The following is a 20,341-nucleotide window of genomic DNA, read 5'->3' as shown; positions in this document are numbered from 1 at the left end:
CGCCGCCCTTGCCGAAAAGGTTCTTGCCCGACATGAACTGGTCAAGCACCTTCTTTTCAAATTCTGTCTGTTCCTCTGTTCTCATGGTTCTGTCTGAATAAAATTAATGTTTAAATCTATTTCAGACAGAGTTTAATTTACACCCTCTTCTGAAATAATTCTTGAAGCGATGGAATAGTTTTTCTCTGCTATTCCAAATCTATTTCTGAGGGTTTGATTTGTCATGTGTTCCCCTGATACATACTTTAAACAAGCATGTAGATAACAGGCTCTTGTTTTATCGTCTTTATCCATTTGACGAAGCGATTTATGAGCATATAAAATTACCCTTGTATAATTTTCTCCTTCTATAAATTTAGGTGCTGGCAGTTGGTAATATTCGCATTCAAAAATAACTTTATCAATACCACTTCCTCTTTCTTCACAAATATTCATTCTCCTCATAAAACTAGCTAAAAGCTCATTCCTGGATTGAGGATTATGGTCAACAAATCTCATTGTACTAATCAAAGGTTTCCCTGGATTAGAGATTTCAACTCTATTTTCGAATATTTCAATCATAGGTCCAGTTCCGTTAATTGAAAAATCTTGATGTATTACTGCATTTGCTACTAATTCTCGGATAGCAAGTTCAGGAAACATTTTAACTTCTTTTCTGAAAACCTTCCCAATTTCTTCATTAACGGGTAATTGATCATTTATATAATTTATTAACCCTTTGAAACCTACGGCATACCCTTTTTGCCCTATTTGTTCCTTCTTGGTTTTGAGTTTATTTTTTCCTTGATAAATTATAACTCTAATTGCTTTTCTTGAAAGTGTTTCAAATTCATCTAGTTTTTTTGCTAAAAGAATTGCCCCTAAATTTGTAATGTCATATTTGTCAGCCCGCTTTATTATTATTTTTTCCTGTGTGAATTTTTCAAATATAGCTTTACGGTTTTCTGGTAATGGGATATTAAGTAACTCAAAATAAGAAGGGTAATCCAATAACCCCAAAACTTTGTCGGCAGATACATTTTTTAGAGCTACTCCTTTTTCAAAAACAGAACTTGACTTTTTTGTCCAAATTAATCGTTGTTTTTCAGGATATTCATCAAGTTTCTTTTTGTATGACCCTATACGTATATAACTTTCTCCATTAAATTTTACAGGAGTATTGGTAGCGGCTTGAACTTGAATGATAATAACTCTTTCCCCTTCTGCCTTAAATTCAAAAGTGTCAAAATTGATTCTTGGGTTTAATAGTCTCGATATCCAAGGAATTAAATCCTCATTGCCTTTTCCTTTTTGGTTAAGGTCAAACTTGGTTCCAACTATTCTGTGGGATTTATCGTCAATTCCAAATATTAAATATCCGAAATCTTTGTTGTGAACACAGGCAGAATTAGAAAGTGCTGAAATGTACTCTCCTAGGTTCTTGCCATTATTAACTTTAAACTCTAACCATTCGGTTTCCGTAGGAAATGCCCTGAACTCACTTAAAAGTATGTTTAATTCACTCTCTGTCACATATGGTTTATTTGTAAAACACTAAATATCAATTGTTTATGTTTGTGTGTTTAGACTTAATCACATAACCGTCACATAAGCAAAACTAAGACAAAAAAATGGATTACTACTGCGTCAAGAATGAAGCCTACCATTATTCACAGTTCACAATAAGGAGTTAAGTTAGTTCTTTTCTTGGTAAAATCCAGTAGTGTTCAATGAATGTTTTCGTGGGGGCTGATAGAATTATAACCGTAGCTAGCTAAATTTTGGATTCTTCTCGCAAGGGTTATTATGCACTTTCATTTTTCAGTTTTATATAGAAAATCGGCCGCAGCAGAACTCATCTTTTTATAATCGTGTCCTACATTCGGGACTACCTCTATTTTCCAACCAAACTCCTTTCCCAGTTGTGTGGCAATCTCTTTGGATGTGGTATAAAAATATTTTCCGCGCTCAAATCTGAACAAACCTTGTTGGTCCATTTCGGGGGTATGTCTTAAGTCTCCCCTAGTTTCGTTGGCATCATCCTTTTCTCCCAAAAAAAGTATCAGATTGGAACTGAAATCTGTGTCAATGGCCGATGTAACACCATTTTTAAGCCCATACGGGAATTCAACCCTATCCGTCGGAACCGTGTACCAACCAGAGTTTGATGCCAAAATCCTATTTGCCTTATTCTCGGGTTTAAAAATTGCAAGCCTATGTAATATTTGTCCTCCTGCCGAATGTCCAAACATATCATAGGTGTCTGTATCTAAATGGAGCTTTTCTTTGACCAAATCAAAAATTCGGTCAAAATCGTTGTAGATCCACTGCTCATGGTTGTGATTTACACTAAATCCAATCATAGCGGTCCGTTCTTGGTTGATTTTTACATCGGTGATCATTCCCGCCAAATTGTAACTCCAGAATTCAGGGTAATACTCCTCTGAATATTCAGGGGAGAGTACAAGCAAATTGTATTGTTCGGCTTTCTCGATCCAAGCATCTCGATAATCATCTCCATTTCTGCCAGCTCCGGGAATTACCATAATCATGTTTGAACTAGTTGCAAAATGGGTTGGTTTATAGTAATGGACTGCTATTGTTTTCTCTTTTTTAAATCCGCCCTCAATGATAAACTTACCCGAGCCCTTTTGAATATTTAATACGTTTACCCTTGCCTTTCTTTCTGGGGCCAATTCACTTTTTTTGATGAGTTCCATGTTACAGTGTGGGCAGGTTCCGGGTTCCGAAAAAGTCAATTCGTCACAAGATAGGTCACAAGGTGTACAAACAAACTCCTCTTTTTTGCTTTGACACGAAAGCAGCATAAAAAGAAGTAAAGGGAATAGTAAATTCGATTTCATTGATTGATGGTTTTTGAGAAGACTAAATATCAAAATTTTTAAGTTTATTTATCATTATTGATGTACCAAGCTTTAATTCTGAAAGTCTGAGGGTTTTTTGGTCAGCAATTGCCATTTTTTGAAGCTTTTTACATAGTTCAGGATTATTTATGTCATTATCAAACTCCAGGTTTCGAAATTGAAAAAGAAATAAGTGAAATAGAATAAGTGGATATATCATATCGAACATTCGATAAACGGTTATCTATAAGCATCATTCAACCCAATACCATCGTTGATCATGGGTAGGATTTTTTCCAACCTTCGCAATTTGGTTTTCTCTTGTTTGGCTTCGGCAACGTATTCGCAGAACTCTTTTTGTTTGTAGGGCGTAAACTTTTCAAAAGCGTCCTTTAATGTAGCATTTTTGGTCAATTCGGATTGCAGCAGCTCGGGAATAACCACTTTTGATGTTCTTTCAGCTTTCACTTCCAGCCCCTTTTTCTGATTCTCCAAAGCTTCTACCATATAGGCCAACACCACCTTTTCGTCCACTTCATCCAAACGTTGGAACTTCCAGTGTCGCATGCCCTTGGTTTTGCCTTCTTGAGCATTTTCCAATACCTTCTTTGGGTCTTTTAAAAACACACCGTTAAAAAACCATACCCCAAAATGGCTTTTGAACTTACAAATACCAAAAACATTTTTTCCATTTAAGGTGTACACAGGAATACGCCATTTAAAATCCTCTATGGCATCTGTTTTTAAGGCAATTTCCCTTAGCAAAGCAATTCCCTTTCTAAAAGTGTGTTCCTTTTCGTAATAGCTTTCTATTTTTTCGGATTTGTCCACAATCACTTGATTTGTACAGCTGTAAGTTCGCAAATTTTCACGATAACCATAACGGCTTTTTGCATACTTTCCAAAGGAATGTACTCGTATTTACCATGAAAATTATGCCCGCCCGCAAATATATTAGGGCAGGGCAGGCCCATAAAGCTCAGTTGCGAACCATCCGTTCCACCCCGAATGGGTTTTATGATAGGCTCAATTTGAAGCGATTTCATCGCCTCTTCGGCAATCTCTACAATGTGGTACATGGGTTCTACCTTTTCCCTCATGTTTTTGTACTGGTCCTCAACGGTAAGGCTGACAAACTCCCCGTATTTTTTGTTGAGTTTTTCTTTGATGTCGTTCAATAGGTCTTTCCTAGCCTGAAAATGCACCGCATCGTGGTCACGGATAATGAGCTCTATCTTCGCTTTTTCAATTTCGCCCTTGATGTTGTGTACATGGAAAAAACCTTCCCGCCCCGTGGTGTGTTCTGGAACTTCGCTTGGAGGAAGATGGGTTAGATAATCGTTGGCAATGCCAATGGCGTTCACCATTTTATTTTTCGCGTAGCCGGGGTGCACGCTTTTTCCCGTAATGGTTATTTTGGCCTTGGCTGCATTAAAGTTTTCATATTCCAATTCGCCCACTTGGCTGCCATCCATGGTATAGGCCCATTCCGCCCCGAACTTTTTTACATCAAATTTGTGCGCTCCGCGGCCTATCTCTTCATCTGGGGTAAAGGCAATACGGATTTTTCCATGCTTGATCTCTGGGTGGTTGATAAGATATTCCATTGCCGTGATGATTTCAGCAATACCTGCTTTATCATCAGCGCCCAATAGTGTGGTTCCGTCTGTAGTAATCAAGGTTTGGCCTTCGTAGGCTTTTAAATCGTCAAAATAATCGGGAGACAGTACAATGTTTTTCAGTTTGTTGAGTACGATATCCTTGCCATTATAATTTTCAATGATCTGGGGCTTTACATTTTTGCCCGAAAAATCAGGGGAAGTATCAAAATGGGAAACAAAACCAATGGTGGGCACTTTTTTATCCATATTGCTGGGCAAAGTGGCCATAATGTAGGCATTCTCGTCTATGGATACTTCTTGCATTCCAATTTGATGGAGCTCCATCACCAATTTCTTGGCAAGGTCCCACTGTTTTTCCGTGCTAGGTGTGGTTTTGGAGTAAGGGTCGCTTTGCGTATCCGTGGTCACATACTCTAAAAATCTGGGTAATAATTTTTCCATGGTCGGTGTTGAGTTTCATCAAAAATAATGGTTATTCAAACGTAATTTTGTAAATCAAGGACATTAATACCTATCTTTCGAAAAACCATTAACAGCAACCTTAATTGAAAGCGCTAGTATTTTTTCTTTTTTTGATTTGTGGGTTTTATGGGCAAGCTCAATTGGATTGTATTTTAGGCGTGGGCGGACGCGATAATGAGACCATTGTCAAAGTTTTTGAGTTGACGGAAGAACAGCAAAAAAACCTGAAGAATTGGACAGCCGAACTAAAAATCCGAAACGATATTTTTAAGGAGAGGGCAAAGTACCTGATGAAACAGAACGAAGAAAGCTCGCCCGAAGTATTGATGGAGGTTTCAAAAAAATATCAATCTTATATAGATAGCATGGCCAAGAATGTCCGTATGATGGATAAAAGGTTGCTGACCAGTTTCAACGAAACCCAATACGAAAGGTATCTGAAATTATGCCGAAGGTTGACCTTGCGCCCTATCCACATTAATAGGTCGGTTGACGAAAATTGACCAAAATATCAAGAACTGTTTTAAGAGTTTTTATTTTTGTCCAAAATCCATTCTGAATGTACAAAATCCTTATTCGCCCGGTACTTTTTCTGTTTGACCCCGAAGCCGTGCACCACTTTTCTTTTTGGGCCATTAAGTTGTTTTCAAGATTGGGTTTGAGTGGTCTTTTTAGAAGCATATTTGTAGTGAACGACCCCAAATTGGAGCGTGAGGTTTTTGGTGTGAAGTTCAAAAATCCCGTAGGGCTAGCCGCTGGTTTTGATAAAGATGCCAAACTATATAACGAATTTTCCGATTTTGGGTTCGGTTTTGTGGAAATAGGTACGGTAACACCCAAGCCCCAACCGGGGAACCCCAAAAAACGACTGTTCCGTTTAAAAGATGATAAAGCCATTATCAACCGAATGGGCTTCAACAACAAGGGGGTTTTTGAGGCGGTGGAACAGTTGAAGAAAAAACATCGAGTAATTGTCGGCGGGAATATTGGAAAGAACAAAGTAACGCCCAACGAGGCGGCCATCAAGGATTACCTGATTTGTTTTGAGGCACTTTTTGAGCATGTGGATTATTTTGTGGTCAATGTGAGTTCGCCCAATACCCCGGGACTTCGAGAGCTTCAGGATAGGGAACCGCTGACCAAGTTGTTGAAAAAGCTAAAAAGTCAGAATAAAAAATTGGCCAAAAGCAGTGCGCAGAAAGAGAAGCCGATTTTATTGAAAATAGCCCCGGATTTAACGGATGATCAATTGTTGGATATCATCGAAATTGTTGCCGATACTAAAATTGATGGGGTAATCGCAACCAATACCACCATCGAAAGAAAAGGTTTAAAATCACATTTGACCTTGTCCGAAGAAAAAGGCGGCCTTAGTGGAAAACCTTTAACGAAGCGAAGCACCGAAGTCATTCGGTTTTTATCTGAAAACAGTAGAAAAGCATTTCCGATCATTGGGGTAGGTGGTATTCATTCCGCAGAGGATGCTTTAGAAAAGTTGGAAGCAGGTGCGGATTTGGTACAATTGTACACCGGTTTTATTTATGAAGGCCCCGGGCTTATCAAGAAAATCAACAAGGCCATTTTGAAAAAAATGGACTAAGAGCATATGCACAGTTTGTTTTTATTTCTGGAAACCATCAATTATCCCATATTGATTGGGTTTTTGGTATCGTCGCTTGCTTTGGCCATATCACCGGGACCGGATAATATTTTTGTGCTTACCCAAAGTATCAGTAATGGCACTAAATCGGGATTGGCCACAGTGTTTGGCTTGGTCTCTGGTTGTTTGGTACATACGACCTTGTTGGCCTTTGGTATATCGGAAATCATCAAGCGTAGCGATACCTTGTTTTTTGCCATCAAATTGTTTGGAGCCATATATCTTTTGTACTTGGCTTATCAAGTGTATCGAAGTGATGCTTCCATTCTTTTGGACAACGGAGATAAACCAACTCAAGCACCCTCAAAACTTTTTTGGAAAGGTTTTACTATGAATGTACTCAACCCCAAGGTAACCATCTTCTTTTTAGCTTTTTTTCCTGGGTTTTTGTTTAGCACGGAACTCAATATCGTCATACAGTTCTACGTTTTAGGGTTACTTTTCATGCTTTCTGCCCTCATTGTTTTTGGGGCAATTGCTGTACTTGCGGGTAATATATCTAAATCCTTGATGAGTCATAAAAAGGCCGGTTTATATTTAAAATGGGTACAGATTATTGTTTTTGTGGGGATTGCCATTTATCTATTTCTATCGGATAAATAAGTGCTATTTTTACGGAAGCCTATGTCAAAAGTGAAACTCATAGAATGTCCGCGGGACGCCATGCAGGGAATAAAACCCTTTATTCCTACGGATGAAAAGGCAAAGTATATCCAATCCTTGTTGGGCTGTGGTTTTGATACCATTGACTTTGGCAGTTTTGTATCGCCCAAAGCCATACCGCAAATGCAAGATACGGCAGAAGTCTTGTCTCGATTGGACCTGTCGCGCACCCGAAGTAAGCTCTTGGCCATTGTGGCCAATGTACGTGGGGCGCAAGATGCCTGCAAATATGGAGCAATTGATTACTTGGGCTTTCCTTTTTCCATTTCCGAAAACTTTCAGATGCGGAACACGCACAAGACTATTACCCAATCGGTGGAAACGCTAAAGGGAATCTTGGATTTGGCCAATGCCCACGATAAAGAAGTTGTGACCTATATTTCCATGGGATTCGGTAATCCGTACGGAGACCCTTGGAATGTGGAAATCGTAGGGGAGTGGACGGAGAAACTGGCTGAGATGGGAACCAGAATCCTGTCGTTGTCGGATACCATCGGAAGTTCTACTCCAGAGGTGATTGATTATCTGTTCTCCAACCTGATTCCAAAATATCCCGAGATTGAGTTCGGCGCCCATTTGCATACCACCCCCAGTAAATGGTATGAAAAAGTGGATGCTGCCTATAGAGCAGGTTGCAGACGTTTTGATGGTGCCGTACAGGGATTTGGCGGGTGTCCCATGGCCAAGGACGAGCTTACAGGCAACATGCCGACCGAAAAAATGCTTTCCTATTTTACTACGAACAAAGCCGATACCGGTGTCAATTGGATGGTTTTTGAAGCGGCATTCAATAAGGCAACTGAGCTTTTTTCCAACTATCATTAATTTTTATTGAACAGGAGTCAGATTTTTTGTTAAAAACTGAAATTTATTTGAATTAAGTCTAAATAAATTTGGTTGGAGCGGACGGTAAAAATATATTTGCCGCGCATTTTAACAAACTATTATGAGAAAAACGATCATTCTTTGTGCCGCTTTAATGTCTTCATTGGCATTTTCCCAGACCAAAACGGATTCCATTCAGTTGGACCCACAAAAGCAAATCAATGCAGCCCAGCGTTTGTTGTCGGGGAACTATGCATCGGCCGTAACAGTAGGTGCTTATGGCGAAATGCTGTACAATCAGCCCAATGGACAGAATGGTGAATTGGATGTACAACGTTTGGTACTTCTTTTTGGATATAGGTTCGATGATCGCACCCAATTTGTAACGGAGGTAGAATTTGAGCATGTAGAGGAGGTATATATTGAGCAGGCTTTTGTAAACTACAATGCAGCCCCCAATTTTAATGTCCGTGGAGGTTTAATGTTGGTTCCAATGGGAATCATTAATGAATTTCATGAGCCTACCACATTTAATGGAACAGAACGGCCAACCATAGATAATGTTATTGTACCTACAACTTGGAGAGAGTTGGGAGTTGGGGTTACAGGTAGGTTCAATGCCATATCCCTAGGCTACCAAGCTTATGTTTTTAACGGTTTTAAATCCACCGAAGCAGATGGTGAAGGTGGTGTAAACGGCAAATTGGGTGGCTCCAGTGGACTTAGGGGCGGACGACAAAAAGGGATAAAATCCACCATAAATACACCGAACCTATCAACCAAACTGGATTACTACGGTATTCCTGGATTAAGATTGGGCTTTTCCACTTATTTTGGCCGTACACAGGCCGACGATGATGTACAGGAATTTGATGGTTCGGATATCGGAATCGCCATGTTTGGATTGGATGCCAGGTACGCCTACCAGAAATTTACAGCAAGGGGGCAATTCATTCATGCTTCGCTTTCAGATACAGAGGAGTACAATACCCTTACCAACAGTAATTTGGGAAGCGCTTTGCAAGGATGGTATTTAGAAGGCGCCTATAATATTCTACCTATGGGCAATAGACAAAAGCTTTTTGCCTTTGCACGATATGAAACATACAATACCCATGCGGATGTAGCAGGCAACTTAACCAAAAATGAGGCTTATGACCGTACAGATGTTACTACGGGCCTAACCTATCATATAGCACCAGGTGTTGTTGTAAAAGGCGATTATCAATTTAGGAGCAATGCCGATGATGACAGTGATGTCACGGACAGACTAAACTTTGGAATCGGTGTTTGGTTCTAACATCAGCATGTGACAAAGATAGAATTCATCCTAGCATTAATTACTATTTAGTCTAAATTGATATATTTGAAATATGAAATGGTTTAAATCCGGCACACTATTGATGGTAATATTCTTCATTTTTGGGTTTGCTTTGCCCAAGGAGGTGAGTAAGCGTGTAATGAAAGAAGTTGGAAAAACTTTCGAGCTGTCGGATTTTACCATGGAACCGGTTCAAATTTCCGAAGGATTGAATGAAGAGCTTCCAATTAAAATATCTGGTCAAAACCTATTTCGGGTTATAAAGGACTCCGCTACAATAGGATATGCTTTTACGGACCAAGCACCAAGTAAAACAGCTAAGTTTGATTACTTGGTGGTGTTTGATAAAGATGTGAAGATTGTAAATACCAAGGTTTTGGTATACAGAGAAGACTATGGTGGTGAAATTGGTAGTAGAAGGTGGCTAAAACAGTTTTTGGGTAAAACGGGAGGAGACCATGTTAGTGTAAAAACAAATATTGACGTTATATCCGGAGCTACGATTTCTGTAAACTCCATGACCAAATCCATGGACAATTTGCTTGCTACGATAGGAATTCTTCAGCAAAAAGGAAAGCTCTAATGGTGTACAATGGGTTTTTGGGCTCGCTTCCTAAGGAGATTAGGCTTTTTATAGCAGTCTTTGTTATGATTCTTTCCGTGGGATACTTTACAGGTTTACTTTTTGTACAGCAAACGGAATCGACCACACCAGCAGGAATTGAGGAAAACTACATGGGCAACGAAGATGATGAAGATGCCGAGGTCATGAAATTTAAAAAGGGAGAGCGCGAGATGCTTACCATTGTTCACACCCATGTACTCTCTATCTCTTTTATATTTTTCTTGTTGGGTGGACTGGTTTGGATTACAAATGCCCCCAAAAAACTAAAACTCTTTTTGACCTTGGAACCTTTTCTTTCCATTATTCTGACCTTTGGAGGGATTTATTTGATGTGGTCGGGAATAAGCTGGTTTAGATATGTAGTGGTGTTTTCTGGAATTTTAATGACGATTACCTATATGGGGTCGGCTAGCTTGGTACTTTGGCAATGTATTTTTCCTAACAAACCACAGAAAGTACAATAAGATTAGTTTTCTATAAATTGATAGTCGATTTCTTCATGGGATAGAAGTTTTACCTTTTGTTTTTCAAAACGGAGCAAGCTCAATAGTTCGGTTACTTCTTCTTTGTTTACTAAAATGATGAAATGCTTTTTTCCGACCGAAATCGGGATTTTACGTTGTTGGCTCCAATGCTTCAAATGTTTTTCCCAATAAGGAATGTCCAATTGCTCAATATATTCTTTCAAGGCTTCCAGCTCCCACTCATACAGTTCAAAACAGAGGTTGTTGTATATCAATTGGAACAATTTGGTGCGGTTACAGAAAGTCAACACTCCATTTTTAGACCGCCCCATAATGTTTAAATAGTTGCACATATTCAAGATTTGAGCCTTAAAGATAAAAATTATATAGAATGATTCTAAATAATTGAAATGAAATTCCGAATAGAGGGTAAAATGTAATATCGGCACATCGAGGTATTCAAATAAATTAGTGGTATATTTGCACGCAATTAATCCGTAATTGCAATGGAAGCTCACCAAAACAAAATTGTAGGGGAAGGTCTAACTTACGACGACGTTCTTCTTGTGCCCGCTTACTCCGAAGTACTTCCCAGAGAAGTAAATATTCAATCAAAATTTACAAAGAACATCACCATAAATGTGCCGATTGTTTCTGCGGCCATGGATACGGTAACCGAATCGCGTATGGCCATTGCCATGGCAAGGGAGGGCGGTATTGGCGTTCTTCATAAAAATATGACGATTGAGCAGCAGGCGCTTAAAGTCAGAAAGGTAAAACGTGCCGAGAGTGGTATGATCATGGACCCGGTAACCCTTCCTTTGGAGTCCGTGGTTCGAGATGCCAAGGCAAGCATGAAAGAGCATAGTATTGGTGGAATCCCAATTGTGGATGACAATAAAAGGCTTATTGGTATCGTAACCAATCGCGACCTTCGTTTTGAGAAAAATGATGATAGGCCCATAGCCGATGTAATGACTTCCGAAAATTTGGTTACGGTAGCAGAGGGTACTTCACTACAACAGGCAGAGGTAATTCTACAGGAAAATAAAATTGAAAAACTACCCGTAGTCAATGATAAGGACGAGCTTATTGGATTGATTACGTTTAGGGATATTACAAAACTTACCCAAAAACCAATTGCCAATAAAGATCAGTATGGACGTTTGCGTGTAGCTGCTGCCATAGGGGTAACGGCCGATGCTGTTGATAGGGCCGGAGCATTGGTAAAGGCAGGTGTGGATGCCATAATTATTGATACGGCTCACGGTCACACCAAAGGTGTGGTCAGTATTTTAAAGGAAGTGAAGAAGTCATTTCCGGAATTGGAAGTGGTGGTAGGCAACATTGCTACTGCCGAAGCTGCAAAATATTTGGTCGAGGCAGGTGCCGATGCCGTAAAAGTGGGTATTGGACCTGGTTCCATTTGTACCACTCGAGTGGTTGCCGGTGTGGGTTTTCCACAGTTTTCCGCAGTTTTGGAGGTTTCTGCCGCATTAAAAGGAACCGGTATTCCCGTAATTGCCGATGGAGGTATCCGTTATACAGGAGATATTCCCAAGGCATTGGCGGCTGGAGCTGATACAGTGATGTTGGGCTCTTTGTTGGCCGGTACCAAAGAATCTCCGGGTGAGACTATTATTTACGAAGGCCGTAAATTTAAATCGTACCGTGGAATGGGCTCTGTGGAAGCTATGAAAAAAGGTAGTAAGGACCGATACTTCCAAGATGTTGAGGACGATATTAAAAAACTGGTTCCCGAAGGGATTGTGGGACGAGTGCCGTACAAAGGCGAATTGGTGGAGAGTATGCACCAATTTATTGGTGGACTACGCGCTGGTATGGGCTATTGCGGAGCCAAGGACATCGAGACCTTGAAGAACAATGCTCGTTTTGTCAAAATTACATCAAGCGGTATTCACGAAAGTCACCCGCATAACGTGACCATTACCAAAGAAAGTCCAAATTATAGTAGGTAATTAAAAACAATATAGCTTGCTGGGGAGTGGAGTTTATTTCCCAGCGTAGCTTTGCCAGTCCTTATCCTTGTATATGTTGTCGCCGAAGTACTTGGCAATCTGCATAAAAGGTTCCACTTGTTGATAACCGGGAACAGGAGATAGCATATTCAATTGTTCGTCCAGGAAAACAACAGTTGGGTAGCTCATTTTACCTTGTAGCAGAGCAGCGGCCAATTCGTGATACCCTCTTCTTCCAGAAGGGACAAATTTGAACGTCTTGCCTTGATATACAATTGGATCTTTACCTTCAGCGTCCATTTTTACCATATAGAAGTTGTCCTGCATATACTTGGCAACTTCAGGGTGTTGAAAGGTGTTTTTGTCCATCTTCTTGCACCATCCACACCAATCAGTATAGACATCAACAAAGATTTTTTTGGGCTGGGCATCTGTTTGGGAAAGTTCCACGGCCTCTTCCCAGGATATCCAATTAATATCTTGAGCATGAGCGTTAAAGCCTATAAATACTAAAAAAAGTAAACTGATTTGGGTATAAATTGAGCGCATAGTCTTGGTTTTTGACGTAATTGTCGTCTTATCAATACAAAACTAACGAAAATTGTGCCAAAAAAGTATTTGTTTTAACAGTCTGATAGGGCTTTGCTGTTACTTTACGGTTTGCTTTTTTGATGGTTCAAAAAGTTCCTTAACGTCAACTTGATTGTTCAAGATATCATCAAAGGTTTCCCTTTTTCTGATTAAATGGGCTTTTCCTTGATACCAAAGTACCTCTGCAGGCCTATATCTGGAGTTGTAATTGCTTGCCATGGTAAAACAGTAAGCACCGGCATTTTTAAAGCATAGGATGTCTCCTTCGGATATTTCGTTGATTCTGCGATTGCTACCAAAAGTATCCGTTTCACAAATGTACCCCACTACGGAGTAATAACGCTCCCTGCCTTTTGGATTGGAAATATTTATAATTTGATGGTTGGATCCATATAGCATGGGTCTTATCAAATGGTTGAAACCTGAGTCGATACTGGCAAAAACGGTAGAAGTAGTTTGTTTTACCACGTTTACTTTTGCCAAAAAGAAGCCAGCTTCGCTCACCAAGAATTTACCCGGTTCAAAAGCAAGGGTAAGCTCTCTGCCGTACTCTTTGCAGAACTCATTGAATCTTTTGGTCAATTTTTTGCCCAACTCATCCACATTGGTCTGTATATCACCTTCTTTATAAGGAACTTTAAACCCGCTACCAAAGTCGATAAACTCTAAATCCTTGAAGTTTTTCGCGGTTTCAAAAAGTATTTCCGAAGCGTAGAGGAATACATCAATATCCAAAATATCGCTACCTGTGTGCATGTGAATACCGTTGATGTTCATGTTGGTCAGCTCCACGATACGCAATAGGTGTGGAATTTGATGTACGCTGATTCCGAATTTGGAATCGATATGCCCCACGGATATATTGGAGTTTCCTCCCGCCATCACGTGTGGATTGATTCGGATACAAACGGGAATGTCAGGATGCTTACTTCCAAATTGCTCTAAAATGGACAGGTTGTCTATATTTACTTGGACCCCAAGTGCTGCAGCTTCTTCAATTTCTTCTAAAGAAACCCCATTGGGCGTAAAAATGATGGATTCCGGTTTAAAACCAGCCAGAAGTCCTAATTTTACTTCTTGAATGGACACCGTATCCAAACCACTTCCCAAGCTGTTCAATAGTCTAAGAATACTAACATTGGACAAAGCCTTGGCTGCATAATTCAATTTTAGATTGGGTACCCTCTTAAAAGCATTGGTGAGCTTTTTATATTGTGAGATAATCTTATCGGCATCATAAACATATAGCGGTGCACCAAACTGCTCGGTAAGCTGAAGTAAGTCCTTAGAATTCATATTGTACGGAATTTTGAACAAAACTATATGTTGTTACTTATACACGCAAGAAATAAAACATTTTTATCAAAATATAACAAGTTGTTTTATTTGAAACAGCTATAATTTTTTGGAGTTGCGGATTTAGGTTTTCATCTGTATTTTTAGGCAAATTGCAACAATGAAACTACCCTTATTCCCATTGCAGTCGGTATTTTATCCAGGAGAAACGGTACCGCTGCATATTTTTGAAGACCGCTACAAACAATTGATAAACGATTGTAGAAGGGAAGCTATGACCTTTGGTGTTCCGGTTTATATCAACAATTCTATTTCCTATGGCACCGAGGTGCAATTGGTGGAGGTGGTGAATACTTATGATACCGGTGAGATGGATGTCGTTTGCGTGGCGCGTCAAGTTTTTAAGGTGCTGAGTTTTGAAAAGCAGATGGAAGGCAAGCTTTATGGTGGCGGTGAGGTCGAGTTTTTGGATGTCGAGAACGATGCCGACGAAAACTTAAGGGATGAAGTGCTTCAAAAAGTGGAAGAGCTGTATGATATTATGGACGTACCCTTTACCAAAACATCTCCAAAGCAATTCAACAGTTATTCGCTTGCCCATAAAATGGGTCTTTCCTTTGAGCAAGAATATGAATTATTGCTGATGACCAAAGAGACGGACCGCTTGAATTTTATCAAGGCCCATTTGGAGGCAACGGCCCATGTGCTCAACAAGGTGAACCGCACCAAAGAGGTAATTGAAATGAACGGGCATTTCAAAAATTTTGACCCTTTGGACTTTCAAGATTTTAAGTTGTAGTGATTCCATGGAACAAAAGATGCAATTTATAGGTGCATATCTTTAATTAATCATTTAACATCTTCAATTTGTCAGCGGTGTTTTCTATTTTTGTCTTCAAACAAAAGTAAATTCACAGATGAATCTTCACGAATATCAAGGAAAAGAGATTTTAGCGAGTTTTGGAGTTAGGATCCAGAGGGGTATAGTTGCCCACAACGCCAAAGAAGCGGTAGATGCCGCAAAACAACTTACAGAAGAAACCGGAACCGGATGGCACGTAATCAAAGCGCAAGTACATGCTGGTGGACGAGGTAAGGGTGGTGGTGTAAAACTCGCCAAAAACTTGAAGGAAGTTGAAGAGTTGGCAGGTAACATTATAGGAATGAACTTGGTTACCCCACAAACATCTGCCGAAGGTAAAAAAGTACACCAAGTTTTGGTGGCCGAGGATGTATACTATCCAGGTGATAGCGAAACCAGTGAATTTTATATGTCCGTTCTTCTAAATAGAGGGACAGGAAAAAACATGATCATGTATTCTACCGAAGGAGGTATGGATATTGAGGAAGTAGCCGAAAAAACACCACATTTGATTTTTACTGAAGAGGTGGACCCGGGATTGGGACTATTGCCTTTCCAAGCAAGAAGAATCGCATTCAATCTTGGGTTGTCCGGAACTGCGTTCAAAGAGATGGTGAAGTTTGTGATGTCTTTGTACAAGGCATATGTTGAGAGTGATTCCAGTCTTTTTGAAATTAACCCAGTCTTGAAGACTTCCGATGATAAAATTATGGCAGTTGATGCCAAGGTGACCATAGACGATAACGCACTTTACAGAAGAAAGGCTTATGCGGAAATGCGTGACCTTCGTGAAGAAAACCCAATCGAGGTTGAAGCTCGCGAGGTTGGTCTTAACTATGTTGATTTGGATGGAAACGTAGGGTGTATGGTGAACGGCGCCGGTTTGGCGATGGCCACTATGGACCTGATAAAAATGGCAGGTGGTGAACCAGCCAACTTCTTGGACGTAGGAGGTACTGCAGACGCAAAAAGGGTAGAGGAAGCATTTCGTATTATCCTTAAAGATCCAAATGTAAAAGCAATATTGATCAACATCTTCGGAGGTATCGTTCGTTGTGATCGTGTAGCCCAAGGTGTTGTGGATGCCTATAAAAACATGGGAGATGCCATACAAGTACCTATTATTGTTAGGTTACAGGGTACAAATGCCGAATTGGCCAAGGAAATTATTGACAACTCAGGTTTGGCTGTACATTCAGCGGTACAGTTTAAAGAAGCTGCAGATAAAGTAGAGGAAGTTTTGAGCTAATCTCTCAGAATCCTAAAATATGTTAAAGGGCAACGTTATCTTAACGTTGCCCTTTTTTGTTTTCTTTGGTCAAAAAACCGTTCTTTTTAGCTCTGACCAAACCATTGATTTTTGTACTTATTTCGTTTTGAACGGTTTCCGAAAAATGGATTTAAAACTGAATATTTTTTCTTTATTATAAAGAGGTGTTTGCCCCATGTAAGGGACATTAAACATTTGTTAAATCGTACTAAACTGTAACAATTTTATTTTTTAATCGTCTTATTTTTGAGGTGTCATTAAAAAGGGGCGTTAATCAAGTCCAAATATTGACAAATCGTTAATCATCAATTTTAATCAAAAAACAAAATCATGAGAAAATTCAAAACTGTATCGGTAGCATTGGCCTTATTTGCCACAATGAGTGTCTTTGCAACAGAAGGCAAAAAACCAACGAAAGAGAACAATCTTTCTGGCCAGATTTATGAAATGTTGAAAGACAATCAATTCAACGCAGATTACAAGGAAATGACTGCCGAAGTTCGCTTTATCGTGAACGAAAAAGGTGAATTAGTGGTACTTTCCGTAGAAACAAAAGATGAAATTTTGGAAGGTTTCGTAAAAAATCGTTTAAACTACAAAAAGGTGCAATTGGACAATGTAGCCCCAGGTAGAGTTTACGAACTTCCAGTACGAATTACCGCTTAAAAACGGGAATTGTTTGAGTTAGTTAGAAAAAGCCCTGAATTTCAGGGCTTTTTTATGTACTAAAACGAGGTGTTTTGGAGTTATCTAATAAAGATTGCAAACCAAAACTACTTCTATGGGAACCTACAAGGAAAAATTGAGCATGCTTTCGGAGATGATTGCCTTTGCTAGGGTAGATCATTCCTTGAAACGGTCGGAGTATGATTTTTTGCTGCAAGTTGCCCGAAGTTTGGGTGTTAGTAAAGATATTTTTGATGGTCTGTTAAAGGAAAAATCCCCCAAAGTGCGCCTAAAAACCCAAGCGGAGCGAATTGTACAGTTTCATAGGCTCATTCTCCTTATGAACATAGATCAGGAGCAGCACAAAAAAGAAATCAATACACTTTACAATATTGGGCTTAAAATGGGCTTGCCTCCCACAGCCATTAGTCAGGTTTTAGAGGTGATGCACCGTTATCCCAACAAAATTGTTCCGCCAGATGTGCTTATCAATATCTTCAAGGCACATTATAATTAATGTCAAAATGACATGTTATTTCGCTTAAATAATGCCATAAAGGCATATTTTTTCTATTGGTATAGGTTTTGTCTTATACAAGGTGATTTAAATGTTTAACTAAAATTGAATCGCCATGAGTATAGTAAAAAGAAACAACCTGTTTTTCCCATCCTTGGTGAATGACTTTATGGGACCTGATTGGTTCGGTGGAACAGATAAGTGGAATACTTCTGTGCCCGCTGTGAATATAAAGGACAATACCGAAGGTTTTGAATTGGAACTTGCCGTTCCCGGTATGAAAAAAGATGATTTCACCATTGAGGTGGACAATGATGTGTTGACCATTTCCAGCGAAGTAAAATCTGAGAACGAGGAAAACACGGATAACTACACAAGAAAAGAATTCTCTTATTCTTCGTTCAAAAGAGCTTTCACGTTGCCCGAAACTGTAGATGGGTCTAAAATTGATGCCAAATACGAGGATGGAGTATTGAAATTGACATTGCCCAAAAAACAAGAGGCATTGCCAAAACCAAAACGATTGATTGAAATAGGATAAAACATTAGAACACCAACTATAGGTGTTTCATGATGGTTGGATTAGTTGGTTAGTTTGAGGCGCGCCCCTGCATTAGCGGGGGCGCGTTTTTTATTCCTTCTCCTGAAGCATTTTTATCTCGTCCCTTAGTTTGGCCGCTTCCATAAAGTTGAGTTCTTTAGCGGCTTTTTCCATGGCTTTTCTTTTCTCCCTGATCAATTTCTCCTTTTGATCTTCCGTGATATATTTTAGGTCGGGCTCGGCAGCGCGCAATTCTTCTTTTTGGAAATGGTAAGTGGATACCGAATTTTTTGCCAAGGCACTGTCCAGATTTTTCTTGAGGGCCATCGGGGTAATGTTGTTTTCCTTATTGTAGGTCATTTGTTTTTCCCGGCGATAATTGGTCTCATCAATGGTTTTTTGCATGCTATCGGTAACTTTATCCGCATACATGATCGCCTTTCCATTTAGGTTTCTTGCAGCACGCCCAACGGTTTGGGTCAAGGAACGGTTGCTGCGCAAAAATCCTTCTTTATCTGCATCTAAAATGGCTACGAGGGACACTTCGGGCAAATCCAAACCTTCACGCAAAAGATTGACTCCAATGAGAACATCAAAGAGGCCTTTGCGCAAATCCTGCATAATTTCCACCCGCTCCAGCGTGTCCACATCACTATGGATATAGCGACATCTAACATCAATTCTGGACAGGTACTTGGTAAGTTCCTCCGCCATTCGTTTGGTAAGCGTGGTCACCAAGGTGCGTTCGTCCAGTTCCACCCGCTGTTGAATTTCTTCCACGAGGTCATCAATTTGATTTTCACTGGCGCGCACCTCGATTACGGGATCCAATAAACCTGTTGGACGAATAATCTGTTCCACATAAACCCCTTCGCTAAGTTCCAGTTCGTAATCGGCCGGGGTGGCACTTACGTAAATCACTTGGTTCTGAAGTGCTTCAAACTCTTCAAACTTTAACGGGCGGTTATCCATGGCCGCAGGTAAACGGAAACCATATTCCACCAAATTCTCTTTTCTGGAGCGATCCCCTCCGTACATGGCATGTACCTGGGGTATGGTTACATGGCTTTCATCAATCACCATAAGGTAATCATCAGGAAAATAATCCAACAGACAGAAGGGGCGCGTTCCAGGTTTTCTTCCGTCCAAATACCTGGAATAATTCTCGATTCCGGAACAATATCCCAGTTCGCGAATCATCTCAAGGTCAAAATTGGTGCGCTCCTCCAAGCGTTTTGCTTCCAAAGGTCTGCCGATTTCCTTGAAATAATCTATCTGCTTAACAAGGTCGTCCTGTATCTCCTTTATGGCATTCTGAAGCACATCTGGAGAAGTAACGAACATATTCGCCGGGTAAATGTTCAGTGTATCGTATATTTCAATGACGTTATTGTTGTAGGGATCCAATGCTTCGATTTCCTCAATTTCATCACCAAAAAAATGAATGCGGAAGGCATGGTCGGCATAACCGGGAAACACATCCACCACATCACCTTTTACCCTAAAATTACCATTTCTGAAATCCGCAGTGGTTCTAGCATAAAGACTCTGTACCAATTGCTTTAGGAATTTTGTTCTTGAGATGACCTGATCTCTGTGAATGGTGATAACGTTCTTTTGAAATTCTACAGGGTTTCCGATACCGTATAAACAGGAAACGGAAGCCACCACAAGTACATCACGTCTTCCTGATAGGAGAGAGGAGGTAGTGCTCAATCGTAGTTTCTCGATATCCTCGTTTATGGAGAGGTCTTTTTCAATATAAAGTCCGCTCGTGGGGATATAGGCCTCTGGCTGATAGTAATCGTAGTAGGATACAAAATATTCCACCGCATTATTGGGAAAAAATTGTTTGAACTCCGAATACAATTGTGCGGCCAGGGTCTTGTTGTGCGCCAAAACCAAGGTAGGTTTCTGAACCGATTCCACCACATTGGCCACGGTAAATGTTTTTCCCGACCCGGTAACCCCGAGTAAGGTTTGATGTTGGGCCTTGGACTCAATGCCCTCTACCAATTGTCGTATGGCCTCGGGTTGGTCGCCCGTTGGCTTAAAGTCGGAAACTACCTGAAATTTCATAAAGTAAAAATACTAAAGGCAGTCGCTAAATAGAAGCAAAGCTCAAATATTCTTG

Annotated in this window: 21 protein-coding genes; 13 read left to right on the top strand and 8 right to left on the bottom strand. The window is 40.1% G+C overall.

Features of this window, described 5'->3' with window-relative positions; translation table 11 throughout:
* Positions 1–132 precede the first annotated feature (132 nt).
* From GO009_RS17905 to pepT, 4 genes are all read right to left on the bottom strand, one after another.
* A complete protein-coding gene (locus tag GO009_RS17905) occupies positions 133–1,512 on the bottom strand; it encodes an ATP-binding protein (RefSeq protein ID WP_163625868.1) in 1,380 nt (459 codons plus the stop codon).
* 281 nt (positions 1,513–1,793) lie between these two features.
* The gene (locus GO009_RS08970) at positions 1,794–2,843 is read right to left on the bottom strand and encodes a hypothetical protein (RefSeq protein WP_163625867.1); all 1,050 of its coding nucleotides are present in this window, start codon (positions 2,841–2,843) and stop codon (positions 1,794–1,796) included.
* 240 nt (positions 2,844–3,083) lie between these two features.
* On the bottom strand, positions 3,084–3,674 hold the full coding sequence (locus GO009_RS08965; protein WP_313790217.1) for a YdeI/OmpD-associated family protein: 591 nt from the start codon (positions 3,672–3,674) through the stop codon (positions 3,084–3,086).
* A 2-nt stretch (positions 3,675–3,676) separates the two neighbouring features.
* Positions 3,677–4,906 (bottom strand): peptidase T, encoded by a 1,230-nt coding sequence (gene pepT / locus GO009_RS08960; protein WP_163625865.1) that lies wholly within the window; start codon positions 4,904–4,906, stop codon positions 3,677–3,679.
* A 104-nt stretch (positions 4,907–5,010) separates the two neighbouring features.
* On the opposite strand from pepT, the gene GO009_RS08955 reads away from it, so the two are divergent.
* The 7 genes from GO009_RS08955 (at position 5,011) to GO009_RS08925 (ending at position 10,485) form a co-directional block, all read left to right on the top strand.
* A complete protein-coding gene (locus tag GO009_RS08955) occupies positions 5,011–5,430 on the top strand; it encodes a hypothetical protein (protein WP_163625864.1) in 420 nt (139 codons plus the stop codon).
* A gap of 56 nt (positions 5,431–5,486) precedes the next feature.
* Entirely contained in the window at positions 5,487–6,527 is a 1,041-nt protein-coding gene (locus GO009_RS08950) for a quinone-dependent dihydroorotate dehydrogenase (protein ID WP_163625863.1), read from the top strand.
* Between the two features lie 6 nt (positions 6,528–6,533).
* Positions 6,534–7,190, top strand: coding sequence for a LysE family translocator (locus GO009_RS08945; protein ID WP_163625862.1), 657 nt, complete (start codon positions 6,534–6,536; stop codon positions 7,188–7,190).
* Positions 7,191–7,211: 21 nt separating this feature from the next.
* Positions 7,212–8,075: a hydroxymethylglutaryl-CoA lyase gene (locus GO009_RS08940; protein ID WP_163625861.1), complete on the top strand. Its 864-nt coding sequence runs from the start codon at positions 7,212–7,214 to the stop codon at positions 8,073–8,075.
* Positions 8,076–8,196: 121 nt separating this feature from the next.
* Positions 8,197–9,375, top strand: coding sequence for a hypothetical protein (locus tag GO009_RS08935; protein WP_163625860.1), 1,179 nt, complete (start codon positions 8,197–8,199; stop codon positions 9,373–9,375).
* A gap of 73 nt (positions 9,376–9,448) precedes the next feature.
* Positions 9,449–9,979: an FMN-binding protein gene (locus GO009_RS08930; protein WP_239057428.1), complete on the top strand. Its 531-nt coding sequence runs from the start codon at positions 9,449–9,451 to the stop codon at positions 9,977–9,979.
* Complete coding sequence (locus GO009_RS08925; protein ID WP_163625859.1) at positions 9,979–10,485, top strand: hypothetical protein; 507 nt, start codon at positions 9,979–9,981, stop codon at positions 10,483–10,485. The genes GO009_RS08930 and GO009_RS08925 overlap by 1 nt, the downstream gene beginning before the upstream one ends.
* A gap of 2 nt (positions 10,486–10,487) precedes the next feature.
* On the opposite strand, the gene GO009_RS08920 is transcribed toward GO009_RS08925, so the two are convergent.
* Positions 10,488–10,838 (bottom strand): DUF6686 family protein, encoded by a 351-nt coding sequence (locus GO009_RS08920; RefSeq protein WP_163625858.1) that lies wholly within the window; start codon positions 10,836–10,838, stop codon positions 10,488–10,490.
* A 153-nt stretch (positions 10,839–10,991) separates the two neighbouring features.
* On the opposite strand from GO009_RS08920, the gene guaB reads away from it, so the two are divergent.
* Positions 10,992–12,464: an IMP dehydrogenase gene (gene guaB, locus GO009_RS08915; RefSeq protein WP_163625857.1), complete on the top strand. Its 1,473-nt coding sequence runs from the start codon at positions 10,992–10,994 to the stop codon at positions 12,462–12,464.
* Between the two features lie 33 nt (positions 12,465–12,497).
* Here the strand turns inward: guaB and GO009_RS08910 are convergent, their stop codons facing one another.
* Together GO009_RS08910 and lysA are read right to left on the bottom strand one after the other, a co-directional pair.
* Entirely contained in the window at positions 12,498–13,013 is a 516-nt protein-coding gene (locus GO009_RS08910; protein ID WP_163625856.1) for a DUF255 domain-containing protein, read from the bottom strand.
* Positions 13,014–13,112: 99 nt separating this feature from the next.
* Positions 13,113–14,351, bottom strand: a complete 1,239-nt coding sequence (gene lysA / locus GO009_RS08905; protein WP_163625855.1) for a diaminopimelate decarboxylase — start codon at positions 14,349–14,351, stop codon at positions 13,113–13,115.
* 160 nt (positions 14,352–14,511) lie between these two features.
* Between lysA and GO009_RS08900 the strand changes: the two genes are divergently transcribed.
* From GO009_RS08900 to GO009_RS08880, 5 genes are all read left to right on the top strand, one after another.
* Entirely contained in the window at positions 14,512–15,150 is a 639-nt protein-coding gene (locus GO009_RS08900; protein WP_163625854.1) for an LON peptidase substrate-binding domain-containing protein, read from the top strand.
* Between the two features lie 118 nt (positions 15,151–15,268).
* A complete protein-coding gene (gene sucC, locus GO009_RS08895; RefSeq protein WP_108246557.1) occupies positions 15,269–16,462 on the top strand; it encodes an ADP-forming succinate--CoA ligase subunit beta in 1,194 nt (397 codons plus the stop codon).
* A 351-nt stretch (positions 16,463–16,813) separates the two neighbouring features.
* Positions 16,814–17,149: a hypothetical protein gene (locus GO009_RS08890; protein WP_163625853.1), complete on the top strand. Its 336-nt coding sequence runs from the start codon at positions 16,814–16,816 to the stop codon at positions 17,147–17,149.
* 115 nt (positions 17,150–17,264) lie between these two features.
* Positions 17,265–17,666, top strand: a complete 402-nt coding sequence (locus GO009_RS08885; protein ID WP_163625852.1) for a TerB family tellurite resistance protein — start codon at positions 17,265–17,267, stop codon at positions 17,664–17,666.
* A 115-nt stretch (positions 17,667–17,781) separates the two neighbouring features.
* Entirely contained in the window at positions 17,782–18,207 is a 426-nt protein-coding gene (locus GO009_RS08880) for an Hsp20/alpha crystallin family protein (RefSeq protein WP_163625851.1), read from the top strand.
* A 90-nt stretch (positions 18,208–18,297) separates the two neighbouring features.
* Here GO009_RS08880 and uvrB read toward each other — a convergent pair whose 3' ends face one another.
* Positions 18,298–20,286, bottom strand: a complete 1,989-nt coding sequence (gene uvrB / locus GO009_RS08875) for an excinuclease ABC subunit UvrB (protein WP_163625850.1) — start codon at positions 20,284–20,286, stop codon at positions 18,298–18,300.
* Positions 20,287–20,341: the final 55 nt, after the last annotated feature.

Origin of the sequence: Allomuricauda sp. TY007, from assembly GCF_010468565.1 — a bacterium.
Classification (GTDB): domain Bacteria; phylum Bacteroidota; class Bacteroidia; order Flavobacteriales; family Flavobacteriaceae; genus Flagellimonas.
This window is presented reverse-complemented; position numbering and strand designations above follow the sequence as displayed.

What these genes read in the sequence shown, in the direction of transcription:
- GO009_RS08950 (WP_163625863.1), top strand. Translation starts at nt 5,487, where the DNA reads ATGTACAAAATCCTTATTCGCCCGGTACTTTTTCTGTTTGACCCCGAA.
- sucC (WP_108246557.1), top strand. Translation starts at nt 15,269, where the DNA reads ATGAATCTTCACGAATATCAAGGAAAAGAGATTTTAGCGAGTTTTGGA.
- GO009_RS08970 (WP_163625867.1), bottom strand. Translation starts at nt 2,843, where the DNA reads ATGAAATCGAATTTACTATTCCCTTTACTTCTTTTTATGCTGCTTTCG.
- GO009_RS08880 (WP_163625851.1), top strand. Translation starts at nt 17,782, where the DNA reads ATGAGTATAGTAAAAAGAAACAACCTGTTTTTCCCATCCTTGGTGAAT.
- uvrB (WP_163625850.1), bottom strand. Translation starts at nt 20,286, where the DNA reads ATGAAATTTCAGGTAGTTTCCGACTTTAAGCCAACGGGCGACCAACCC.
- GO009_RS08920 (WP_163625858.1), bottom strand. Translation starts at nt 10,838, where the DNA reads ATGTGCAACTATTTAAACATTATGGGGCGGTCTAAAAATGGAGTGTTG.
- GO009_RS08885 (WP_163625852.1), top strand. Translation starts at nt 17,265, where the DNA reads ATGGGAACCTACAAGGAAAAATTGAGCATGCTTTCGGAGATGATTGCC.
- GO009_RS08935 (WP_163625860.1), top strand. Translation starts at nt 8,197, where the DNA reads ATGAGAAAAACGATCATTCTTTGTGCCGCTTTAATGTCTTCATTGGCA.
- GO009_RS08925 (WP_163625859.1), top strand. Translation starts at nt 9,979, where the DNA reads ATGGTGTACAATGGGTTTTTGGGCTCGCTTCCTAAGGAGATTAGGCTT.
- GO009_RS08890 (WP_163625853.1), top strand. Translation starts at nt 16,814, where the DNA reads ATGAGAAAATTCAAAACTGTATCGGTAGCATTGGCCTTATTTGCCACA.
- lysA (WP_163625855.1), bottom strand. Translation starts at nt 14,351, where the DNA reads ATGAATTCTAAGGACTTACTTCAGCTTACCGAGCAGTTTGGTGCACCG.
- guaB (WP_163625857.1), top strand. Translation starts at nt 10,992, where the DNA reads ATGGAAGCTCACCAAAACAAAATTGTAGGGGAAGGTCTAACTTACGAC.
- GO009_RS08930 (WP_239057428.1), top strand. Translation starts at nt 9,449, where the DNA reads ATGAAATGGTTTAAATCCGGCACACTATTGATGGTAATATTCTTCATT.
- GO009_RS08910 (WP_163625856.1), bottom strand. Translation starts at nt 13,013, where the DNA reads ATGCGCTCAATTTATACCCAAATCAGTTTACTTTTTTTAGTATTTATA.
- GO009_RS08940 (WP_163625861.1), top strand. Translation starts at nt 7,212, where the DNA reads ATGTCAAAAGTGAAACTCATAGAATGTCCGCGGGACGCCATGCAGGGA.
- pepT (WP_163625865.1), bottom strand. Translation starts at nt 4,906, where the DNA reads ATGGAAAAATTATTACCCAGATTTTTAGAGTATGTGACCACGGATACG.
- GO009_RS08900 (WP_163625854.1), top strand. Translation starts at nt 14,512, where the DNA reads ATGAAACTACCCTTATTCCCATTGCAGTCGGTATTTTATCCAGGAGAA.
- GO009_RS08945 (WP_163625862.1), top strand. Translation starts at nt 6,534, where the DNA reads ATGCACAGTTTGTTTTTATTTCTGGAAACCATCAATTATCCCATATTG.